This is a genomic window from Micromonospora sp. ATA51 (assembly GCF_016802855.1).
Lineage (GTDB): Bacteria > Actinomycetota > Actinomycetes > Mycobacteriales > Micromonosporaceae > Micromonospora > Micromonospora sicca.
On the sequence record NZ_JAEVHJ010000059.1, the window covers coordinates 17,537 to 27,256 of the forward strand.

The window sequence follows — 9,720 nt, forward strand, 5'->3', positions numbered from 1 at the left end:
GGTCAGGCGCGCGGGGCGCGGGCGTGGCGGAGGGCGTACCAGGCGGCGCCGAGGGCGAGGACGCCGAATCCGGCGAGCACGCTGGCCGGCGGGAGGCTGACCGCCAGCACCAGGCAGCCGACCAGCCCCAGGGCGGCGAGGAGCTGCACCGGGACCTTGCGGCCCGGCTCCCGGCCGAGGGTGAGCGCGGCGGCGTTGGCGATCGCGTAGTAGACCAGCACCGTGCAGCTGGAGAAGCCGATCGCGCCGCGCACGTCGCCCAGCGCGACCACCACGATCACCACGGCGGCGACGGCCAGTTCGGCGCGGTGCGGCACCCGGTGGCGAGGGTGGACGGCGGCGAGCGCGGCGGGCAGGTCGCGGCGGCGGGCCATCGCCAGCGTCGTCCGGCCCACCCCGGCGAGCAGGGAGAGCAGCACCCCGGTCACCGCCACCGTGGCGCCGGCCCGGACCAGCCAGGCCAGTCCGGGCAGCCCGGCGGCCGTCACCACGTCGGCCAGCGGCGCGGCGGAGGCGGCCAGCCGCCCCGCACCGAGCACCCCGAGCGCGACCACGGCCAGCGCCAGGTAGATCGCCAGCACGACACCGAGCGCCAGCGGCACCGCGCGGGGGATGGTCCGCTCCGGGTCGCGTACCTCCTCGCCGAGGGTGGCGATCCGGGCGTACCCGGCGAAGGCGAAGAAGAGCAGGCCGGCGGCGGTCAGCACGCCCGGCACCCCGGTGCCGGCGGAGCCGTCCAGGCGGTCCACCGCGACGTGCGGCGCGCCGGTCACCGCGACCAGGGCGAGCACCGCCAGCACGAGGCCGACCAGGGCCCGGGTCACCGCCGCGGTCTTGCCGATGCCGCGCAGGTTCACCGCGGTCACCGCCACCACCGCGGCGACCGCGACGAGCCGCGCCCGCCCCGGCCACAGGTATGCCCCGATGGTCAGCGCCATCGCCGCGCAGCTCGCCGTCTTGCCGACCACGAACCCCCAGCCGGCCACGAAGCCGGCGAACGGGCGCAGCCGTTCCCGGCCGTAGACGTACGTCCCCCCGGATTCGGGGTAGCGGGCGGCCAGCCGGGCCGAGCTGGTCGCGTTGCACCAGGCGATGAAGCCGGCCAGCGCCAGGGCGACCAGCAGCCCGGCGCCGCCGGCCGCCGCGGCGGCCGGGGCGAAGACCACGAAGACGCCCGCGCCGAGCATCGACCCCAGACCGATGACCACCGCATCGGGTACGCCCAGTCGCCGCCTCAGTCCGTCCATGGGCGCAGGTTAGGGGACCGAGGTGAACGGGCGGTCCCAGGTGCGTAACCGGCCGGGCAGCGGAAGGTGGTCCCAGGGCGCCCGGCGCAGCAGCCGGTCCAGCAGGAGCCCGAGCAGCAGCCCGGCGACCGAGTCGGTCAGCCAGTGCCAACCCAGGTAGGTGGTGGTGCAGAACACGATCACCGGCGGCAGCACGCGGACCGCGGTGATCAGGTGGTCCGGTACAGGGCGGTGCAGGGTGCGCAGCAGCGCGGGAAGCAGCAGGGCAAGGATCCCGTACCAGACGATCGAGTTGGCCACGTGCCCCGACGGGTAGGACACCCCGTACGGGCCGTCGGTGTGGAAGATCTGGACAGTGTCCGGTTCCGGCAGGTAGGGCGGCTTGACGCTGGCGGTGGGTGCGGCCCGGTCGGACCAGAGCTTCAGCGGCCCGATGGTCAGGACCGTCAGCACGAACGCCGCCACCGGCGGTAGCACCGGCCGGATCGACCGGAGGCGGACGGCCACCAGCACGCCGAGCCCCGCCGCGAGCAGGGTCAGCGGCGTCCCCTGGCCGAGATAGTTGAGCACCCGCGCCATCCAATACGCCGCCGCCGGCCGGTGCGCGTCAGCCCAGTCGGCGACCGCCCGGTCGAGGCCGAGGAACTGGCCGGCGGCGAGCGCGACGGTCAGCCCGACCAGGGCGGCGAGCAGCAGCGCGTCCCACCACCAACCGGCCGGCCGGACCGGTCGGAGCCGCACCTGGCCGCGTACCCCCGTGGTCTCCCGCACGCGACCACGCTACCGGCCGCGGACGGCGCCGGACCGGCGCGGGCGTCGGTGGCTGTGTGCCCAGCCACGAAGGGAAGCGCTCGGGCGGGGCGGGCGGCACACTTGTCCCCGTGCGGATCACCTCGGCCCTCGTCGACCCGGCGCTGCTCGACCTCCCCTGGTCGACCCCGCTCGAGGAGTGGCCTGCCGAGCACCTGGTCGCGCTGCCCCAGGGCATCTCGCGGCACATCGTGCGCTTCGTCCGCCTCGGCGAGTACGTCTACGCGGTGAAGGAGACCGGCGAGCGGGTGGCCGAGCGGGAGTACGACCTGCTCCGCGCGCTGGAACGGATCGACTTCCCGTCGGTCGAGGCGATCGCGATCGTGGCCGACCGGCAGACCGACGACGGCGAGCCGCTGGACCCGGTGCTGATCACCCGGCACCTGCAGTTCTCGCTGCCCTACCGGGCGCTGTTCTCCCGCACCCTGCGGCCGGAGACGATGAACCGGCTGCTCGACGCGTTGGCGGTGCTGCTGGTCCGGATGCACCTGACCGGCTTCTTCTGGGGCGACTGTTCGCTGTCCAACACGCTGTTCCGCCGGGACGCCGGCGCGTTCGCCGCGTACCTCGTCGACGCCGAGACCGGCGCCCTGCACAGCTCGCTCTCGAACGGTCAGCGCGGTGAGGACCTGGAGATCGCCCGGGTGAACATCTTCGGTGAGGCCCTCGACCTCGAGGCCGCCGGGCTGCTGCACGAGTCGATCGACCCGGAGGTGGTCTGCGACGAGGTCGTCCAGCGCTACGAGCGGCTGTGGCACGAGATCACCTACGAGCAGCAGATCGAGCGGGAGGCCCGGCACGACATCGAGGGCCGGATCCGCCGCCTCAACGAGCTGGGCTTCGACGTCGCCGAGGTGGCCATGTCGACCGCCGACAACGGGCGCTACCTGGTCCGTCCCAAGGTGGTCGACGCCGGGTACCACACCCGGCGGCTGATCCGCCTGACCGGCCTGGACGCGGAGGAGAACCAGGCCCGCAAGCTCCTCAACGACCTGGACGCGTACCGGGTGGAGAGCGACCTGACCGACGAGCAGCAGGCGGCGCACCGCTGGCTCACCGAGGTCTTCGAGCCCGTGGTCCGGGCGGTGCCCGCCCACCTGCGCCGGAAGCTGGAGCCGCAGGAGCTCTTCGCGCAGATCATCGAGCACAAGTGGCTGCTCTCCGAGCGGGCCGGCCGGGACGTCGGCATGGGCCCGGCGGTGCAGTCCTTCCTGTCCGATGTGCTGGTGCACCGCCCGGACGAGCAGGCCGTCCTCGGCGTCGAGGTCCCCGCCGCCGGCTGACGCGCGCCCGCGGCGACCAGCTCGGGATCGACCGTCCGTCCCGGCCCACCCGAAGGTGGGCGGTCCGGTGCCTACGAAGCTGATGTCGTGAATGGATCAGACCGGTCCGGAACGGACGGTGATTCACTTGCGACATCAGCTTCGTAGCGTCCGAGCGGTAGGTTCCCCGCTCGGTGCCCGGAGCGAGGCCCGGGTCACTCCACCCAGGAGCCGGCGCGCATCACCCGCACCACGTTCAGGTCGTCGTCGAGGACCACCAGGTCCGCGCGGAGGCCCGGCTGGAGCGCGCCGACCCGGTCGCCGAGGCCGATGGCCCGGGCCGGGGTGGTGGCCACCATCCGGCAGGCGTCCGGCAGCGCGACGCCGGCCGCCACGGCGTGCCGCAGGGCGGCGTCCATGGTCAGGGTGCTGCCGGCGATCGCGCCGCCCCGGGCCAGCCGGGCCACTCTGTCGGCCACGGTGACCTCCTGACCACCGAGCTCGTACTCGCCGTCGGGCATGCCGGCGGCGGCCATCGCGTCGGTGATCAGGGCGGCCCGGTCCGGGCCGGCGACCGAGGCGGCGAAGCCGAGCATGCCGTCGTGCAGGTGGACACCGTCGGCGACCAGCTCGCAGACCACGTTCGGCGCGTCGAGCAGGGCCACCACCGGCCCGGGCTCCCGGTGGTGCACCGGGCGCATGCCGTTGAACAGGTGCGTGCCGACGCTCGCCCCGGCCGACACGGCGGCCCGGGTCTGCTCCCAGGTGGCGTCGGTGTGGCCGACGGCGGCGACCACGCCGTGCGAGACGAGCAGCTTGATCGCGTCGAGCGCGCCGTCCCGCTCCGGCGCCAGCGTGACCATCCGGACCGCGCCCGCGCCCACCTCGATCAGCTCGGCCAGCTCGTCGGTGGACGGGTCGCGGAGGAACTCCGGGTTCTGCGCCCCGCAGCGGTTCGCCGACAGGTACGGCCCCTCGAAGTGGATGCCGGCCAGCACACCCGCGTCAACCAGCGGGCGGTAGGCGGCGGTGGCGTCCCGCATCAGCGCGAAGGGGGAGCTGACCAGGCTGGCCAACAGCGATGTGGTGCCGTGCCGCAGGTGGAACGCGGCGGCCGCACGGGCCGAGTCCGCGTCGCCGGTGGTGAAGCTGTGCCCGCCGCCGCCGTGGGTGTGCATGTCCACGAAGCCGGGCACGATCCAGTGCCCGTCGCGCACCGACGGGTACTCGGCGACCGCCCGGATGCGGTCGCCGGCGATCTCCACGCAGCCCTGCCGGATCACGCCGTTCGGGGTCACCACCTTGCCGTTCACCCGCAGGTTCATCAGGTCTCCTCCTCAGTCCGGGTGGGCGGGTCAGGGCCGGGGTCGGGCGTCCAGGGCCAGCAGCGCGGCGCCGAGGCAGCCGGCCTCGTCGCCCAGGGCCGCCGCGACCAGGCGTGGCTCCCGGTGGAACGTCAGTCGCTCGCGCAGCGCCCCACGCAGCGGGTCCAGCAGCCGGGGACCGGCCTGGGCCAGCCCGCCGCCGATCACGATGGTCGCCACGTCGAAGAGGGCCTGCCCGGTGGCCAGCCCGTCGGCGAGCGCCTCGACGGCCTCCCGCCAGACCCGGCCGGCCAGCGGTTCACCGGCCGTGGCCCGGTCCGCCACCTCGGCGGCGGTCGCCGGGTCACCGGCCAGTTCCGCGTACCGGCGGCCGATCGCGGCGGCCGACGCCACCGCCTCGAGGCAGCCGGGGCGGCCGCAGCCGCAGCGCGCCGTCGGGGCGTACCAGGATGTGGCCGATCTCCCCGGCGGCGCCGTGCGCGCCGACGGCGGCCGACCCGTCGACCACGTGGGCGGCGGCGATGCCGGTGCCGATCGCGACGAAGAGCACGTGGCCGCTGCCCTGCCCGGCGCCGAGCCGGGCCTCCGCCAGGCCCCCCACGCGCACGTCGTGGCCGAGCGCCGTCGGCAGGCCGAGCCGCGCCTCCGCCAGCTTCCGCAGCGGTACGTCCCGGAAGCCCACGTTCGCCGACCAGACCGCCACCCCGCGGGCCTCGTCCACCACCCCCGGTACGGCGATGCCGCAGGCCACCGGCGTCAGCCCGTCGGCGCGGGCCTTGCCGGCCAGCCCCTCGGCGACCTCCAGGACCGTGTCGACCACGGCGTCCGGGCCGCGCCCGGCGTCGGTGGGGTGCCGTTCGGCGTGCACCACCGCGCCGTCCGGGCGGACCAGGGCGCACTTCATCCCGGTGCCGCCCACGTCCAGCGCGACGACGACCTGGGTGGCTGCGGTCACGCGAGGACCACGGAACGGGTCAGGTGGCGGGGCGCGTCGGGGTCGAGGCCGCGGCTGGTGGCGAGCGCGACGGCGAACCGCTGGGCCAGGATCAGGTCGGCCATCGGGTCGACCGGGGTACGCCCGGCCGCCCAGCTGGTCAGCACCGTGTGGCAGCCATGGGTGCGGCTGTGCACGAACGCGGCCCCGGTGGCGGCGACGTCCTCGGGCAGCCCGTCGGGGATCGGCCCGAACGCCCAGACCAGCCGGCCCGGGGCGGCCACCGAGATCGGGCCGTGCCGGTAGTCCATCGCCGGGTACGCCTCGGCCCAGAAGGTGGCCGCCTCGCGGCACTTCAGCGCGGCCTCCTGGGCCAGCCCGACGGTCCAGCCCCGACCGAGGAAGGTGACCTGCTCGATCCCGGCCGGGTCGATCGGCAGCGGGGCCCGGACGGTCACCTCGGCGTCGGCGGCCAGCGCGCCCACGTTGTCGCCGAGGTGGGCGCGGAGCAGCGCCAGCGCGGTGGTGGCGAAGCGGGTCTGCACCACCGACCGCTCGTCGGCGAAGGGCATGGTCACCGCCGCGTCGGCCAGCGCGACCGCCGGGGAGCCGGGGTCGCCGACGAGCACCGTCGTGGGCACCTGGCCGCGCAGCGCGGACAGCAGCTCCAGCACCTCGGTGGTGGTGCCGGAGCGGGTGATCGCGATGAGCCGGTCGTAGCGGCGGCCGGCGGGGAACTCGGAGGCCTGGAAGGCGTCGGTCTCGCCCTGACCGGCGTGCTCGCGCAGCCCGGCGTACGCCATCGCCATGAACCACGACGTGCCGCAGCCGACGACGGCGACCCGCTCGCCGGGGCGCGGCAGGCGGTCGGCGACGGCCGGGGCGACCTGCGCCGCCTCCCGCCAGCAGTCGGGCTGGCTCGCGATCTCCGCGTGCACGTGTGCCATGACAACTCCTCGCAGGGGAGACCGTTGCGCAATGCGGCTCGTTATGGCCGTCTTTCGCGCGTTATTCTGCGCGAGCCCGGGCGGCCCTCGCAACCAGCTCCCAGATCGCGCAGCCCAAGGTTTTGCGTACCGGCAGTTTCGCGCACTACTGTGCACGCAATCAATCACCCTTCGTGCAGAGTCTCTGGAGGCCCCCGCGGTGGACCGCTACGCCCGATGGAACGCGCTGCTCGAGATGCTGACCGACAGCGGTCGGGTCAGCGTCGAGGAGGCAGCCGGGCGCCTGGACGTCTCCCAGGCGACCATCCGGCGTGACTTCGACCAGCTCGCCCAGCAGCAGATGATCACCCGGACCCGGGGCGGCGCGGTGGCCAACGGCGTCTCGTACGACCTGCCGTTGCGCTACAAGACCGCCAAGCACTCGGCCGAGAAGCAGCGGATCGGGGCGGCCGCCGCGGCGCTGGTGACCCCCGGGACCGTGGTCGGCCTCAACGGCGGCACCACCAGCACCGAGGTGGCCCGGGCCCTGGCCGTCCGGCCGGATCTGAACACCAGCGCCGAGGGCGCCCAGCTCACCGTGGTCACCAACGCCCTGAACATCGCCAACGAGCTGCTGGTCCGCTCGCGGATGAAGGTGGTGGTGGCCGGCGGCGTGGTCCGGCCCAAGTCGTTCGAGCTGGTCGGCCCGCTGGGTGGGGCGCTGCTGCGCGAGGTGACCCTGGACATCGCCCTGCTCGGCGTGGACGCCATCGACCCGCAGCTCGGCGCCGCCGCCCATCACGAGGGCGAGGCGGCGATGAACAACCTGATGGTCGCCCGCGCCAAGCGGGTGGTGATCATCGCGGACTCGTCCAAACTGGGCGGTCACGCGTTCGCCCGGATCTGCTCGGTGGACCGGGTGGAGACCCTGGTCACCGACTCCGGCGCGGCCTCGGCCGTGGTGGAGGCGTTCCGCGACGCGGGCGTGCACGTCATCTGCGCCTGAGGCGGAATCCGGGAAATCCCGATGCATACCCGGTATTGTCTCTCGCTGCATACCGCGTATGGTGTCCGCTGTCACCATCACACATCGGGGGAGGTCAGCTTGTCGGCTGTCCTGGAGATAGCAGGTCTCCGCAAGACGTACCGGAGTCGCCGGCGCGGGGTACGGCACGCGCTCGACGGCTTCGACATGCGGGTCGAGGCGGGCCAGGTGCACGGCTTCCTCGGCCCCAACGGGTCGGGCAAGACCACGACCCTGCGGACGCTGCTCGGCCTGATCCGGCCGAACGGCGGCCGGATGGCGATCCTCGGCCACGAGGTGCCGCAGGCGCTGCCGGTGGTCGCCGGCCAGGTCGGGGCGATCGTGGAGAGTCCGCAGTTCTTCCCGCACTTCTCCGCGCGGGACACCCTCGGCCTGCTCGCCGGAGCGGGGCAACTGCCCCGGCAGCGGGTCGACGAGGTGCTCGAGCTGGTCGGGCTCCGCGACCGGGCCGGCGAGCGGGTGAAGACCTACTCGCTCGGCATGAAGCAGCGGCTCGCGGTCGCCTCCGCGCTGCTCAAGAACCCCAAGCTGCTGATCCTCGACGAGCCCGCCAACGGCCTCGACCCGGGCGGCATCCGCGAGATGCGCACCCTGATGCGGGACCTCGCCGCCGCCGGCATGACCGTGGTGCTCTCCAGCCACATCCTCGGCGAGATCCAGCTCATCTGCGACTCGGTCACCATCATCTCGCTGGGCCGCCGGGTCGCCTTCGGCCCGGTGGAGCAGGTGCTCGCGGAGCACTCGCAGGGCGCGGTCCGGGTCCGCGTGGAGGCGGTCAGCGACCTTCCGCAGGCCGCCGAGGTGCTCACCCGGGCCGGGGTGCGGGTCGCCGCCGAGCCCGACCACCTGATGCTCGCCGGCGTCGACAAGCCGGCCACGGTCAGTCGCCTCCTTGCCGAGCAGGGCCTGTACGTCAGCGAGCTGGCGCCGGTCGCCGTCGACCTGGAGAGCGTCTTCCTCGAACTGACCGCCACCGCGCCGGTACCCGGCCAGCACCGGCAGGTCGACCAGTCCACGAAGGTCGGTGAGCCGGGCGTCGGCGGCACCGGGGGAGGTTTGGGCGCATGAGCCTGTACGTCACCGAGCTGCGGCGGCTGGCCAAGCGCCGGCTCACCCGGCTGCTGCTGGTGCTGCTCGTCCTCGGGCTGGCCGGCATCGCCACCGCCTTCAGCTTCTCCAGCCACAAGCTCTCCCCCACCGTGGTCGCGGAGGCGCAGGCGAAGTCGGACGCCGACTACCGGCAGGCGGTGAAGGACTGGGAGAAATCGGTCGCCGACTGCGACGCCGCCGTCGCGCGCGGCGAGAAGACCGAGGACCGGTACGGCCCCGACTGCGGCCGGCAGTGGCAGCCGCAGCCGGAGATGTTCGACCCGAAGTGGAACCTGCCGTACCAGTTCGACTTCCGCGGCGAGTTCGGAAACTTCATCGCCGTCTTCGCGGGCGCCGTCGCGCTCTTCGCGTTCCTGGTCGGCGCGTCGTTCGTCGGAGCCGAGTGGAGCTCCGGCGGGATGATGAACCTGCTGCTCTGGCGCCCGAAACGACTGGCCGTGCTCGGCACCAAGCTGGCCGCCGTGCTGACCGCCGTGCTCGGCGTGAGCGTCGTGCTCGGGGCGCTCTGGACGCTGGCCTTCTGGCTGATCGGCACGTACCGGGGCAGCACCGCGAAGATGACGTCCGGGGTCTGGCAGTCCACCGCCATCAGCGGCGTCCGGGCGCTGGCCCTGGTGCTGGCGGTGGGCGCGGTGGCCTTCGCGCTCGCCTCGCTCGGCCGGCACACCGCGATGGCACTCGGCGCCGCGGTCGGCGTCGGCGTGATCAGCGAGGTCGGCATCCGGATCGCCGTCGCGATGGCGGGGGTGCGCTTCGGGGACCGCTACGTCCTCTCCACCTACGCCCTGGCGTGGTTCCAGAAGCAGTGGAAGCTGATCGACTACCGGTCCTGTGACTTCGCGCAGGGGCAGTGCAATCCGAAGGAGATGCTGATCACCTGGCAGGACTCCGCGCTGGTGCTCGGGTTGGGCGGTGCCCTGGTGCTGATCGCCGCCTTCTGGACGATGCGCCGCCGGGACATCACCTGACGGTGGTCGCCGCGGACGCCGCGTCCGATGCGCTCGGGGCGGGCCCTGGTTAGGCTGGGGTCCCCCCCGGTCGGCGCCACCGCGCCGGCCCCC

General features: G+C 74.0%; 8 protein-coding genes and 1 pseudogene. 4 read left to right on the top strand and 5 right to left on the bottom strand.

The window, feature by feature from the left end; translation table 11 throughout:
• Positions 1-2: 2 nt before the first annotated feature.
• Together JNW87_RS12435 and JNW87_RS12440 are read right to left on the bottom strand one after the other, a co-directional pair.
• Positions 3-1,247, bottom strand: a complete 1,245-nt coding sequence (locus JNW87_RS12435) for an APC family permease (RefSeq protein ID WP_109800299.1) — start codon at positions 1,245-1,247, stop codon at positions 3-5.
• Positions 1,248-1,256: 9 nt separating this feature from the next.
• Positions 1,257-1,988 carry a phosphatase PAP2 family protein gene (locus tag JNW87_RS12440; RefSeq protein ID WP_201749482.1) on the bottom strand — a complete coding sequence of 244 codons (732 nt, stop codon included), beginning with the start codon at positions 1,986-1,988 and terminating at the stop codon, positions 1,257-1,259.
• Positions 1,989-2,128: 140 nt separating this feature from the next.
• Here JNW87_RS12440 and JNW87_RS12445 point away from each other — a divergent pair, with 140 nt between their 5' ends.
• Positions 2,129-3,340, top strand: coding sequence for a DUF4032 domain-containing protein (locus tag JNW87_RS12445; protein WP_375373503.1), 1,212 nt, complete (start codon positions 2,129-2,131; stop codon positions 3,338-3,340).
• A 194-nt stretch (positions 3,341-3,534) separates the two neighbouring features.
• Here JNW87_RS12445 and nagA read toward each other — a convergent pair whose 3' ends face one another.
• The 3 genes and pseudogenes from nagA to JNW87_RS12460 all read right to left on the bottom strand — a co-directional run bounded on the left by nagA (position 3,535) and on the right by JNW87_RS12460 (position 6,525).
• The gene (gene nagA / locus JNW87_RS12450) at positions 3,535-4,644 is read right to left on the bottom strand and encodes an N-acetylglucosamine-6-phosphate deacetylase (RefSeq protein WP_109800302.1); all 1,110 of its coding nucleotides are present in this window, start codon (positions 4,642-4,644) and stop codon (positions 3,535-3,537) included.
• A 30-nt stretch (positions 4,645-4,674) separates the two neighbouring features.
• A pseudogene (locus JNW87_RS12455) lies at positions 4,675-5,548 on the bottom strand (ROK family protein).
• Positions 5,549-5,595: 47 nt separating this feature from the next.
• Positions 5,596-6,525, bottom strand: a complete 930-nt coding sequence (locus tag JNW87_RS12460; RefSeq protein WP_238453723.1) for an SIS domain-containing protein — start codon at positions 6,523-6,525, stop codon at positions 5,596-5,598.
• 199 nt (positions 6,526-6,724) lie between these two features.
• On the opposite strand from JNW87_RS12460, the gene JNW87_RS12465 reads away from it, so the two are divergent.
• From JNW87_RS12465 to JNW87_RS12475, 3 genes are all read left to right on the top strand, one after another.
• Positions 6,725-7,510 (top strand): DeoR/GlpR family DNA-binding transcription regulator, encoded by a 786-nt coding sequence (locus tag JNW87_RS12465; RefSeq protein WP_238453724.1) that lies wholly within the window; start codon positions 6,725-6,727, stop codon positions 7,508-7,510.
• Between the two features lie 99 nt (positions 7,511-7,609).
• On the top strand, positions 7,610-8,617 hold the full coding sequence (locus JNW87_RS12470; protein ID WP_109805054.1) for an ATP-binding cassette domain-containing protein: 1,008 nt from the start codon (positions 7,610-7,612) through the stop codon (positions 8,615-8,617).
• Positions 8,614-9,627, top strand: coding sequence for an ABC transporter permease subunit (locus JNW87_RS12475; RefSeq protein WP_109805053.1), 1,014 nt, complete (start codon positions 8,614-8,616; stop codon positions 9,625-9,627). Before JNW87_RS12470 ends, JNW87_RS12475 begins: the two co-directional genes overlap by 4 nt.
• Positions 9,628-9,720 lie beyond the last annotated feature (93 nt).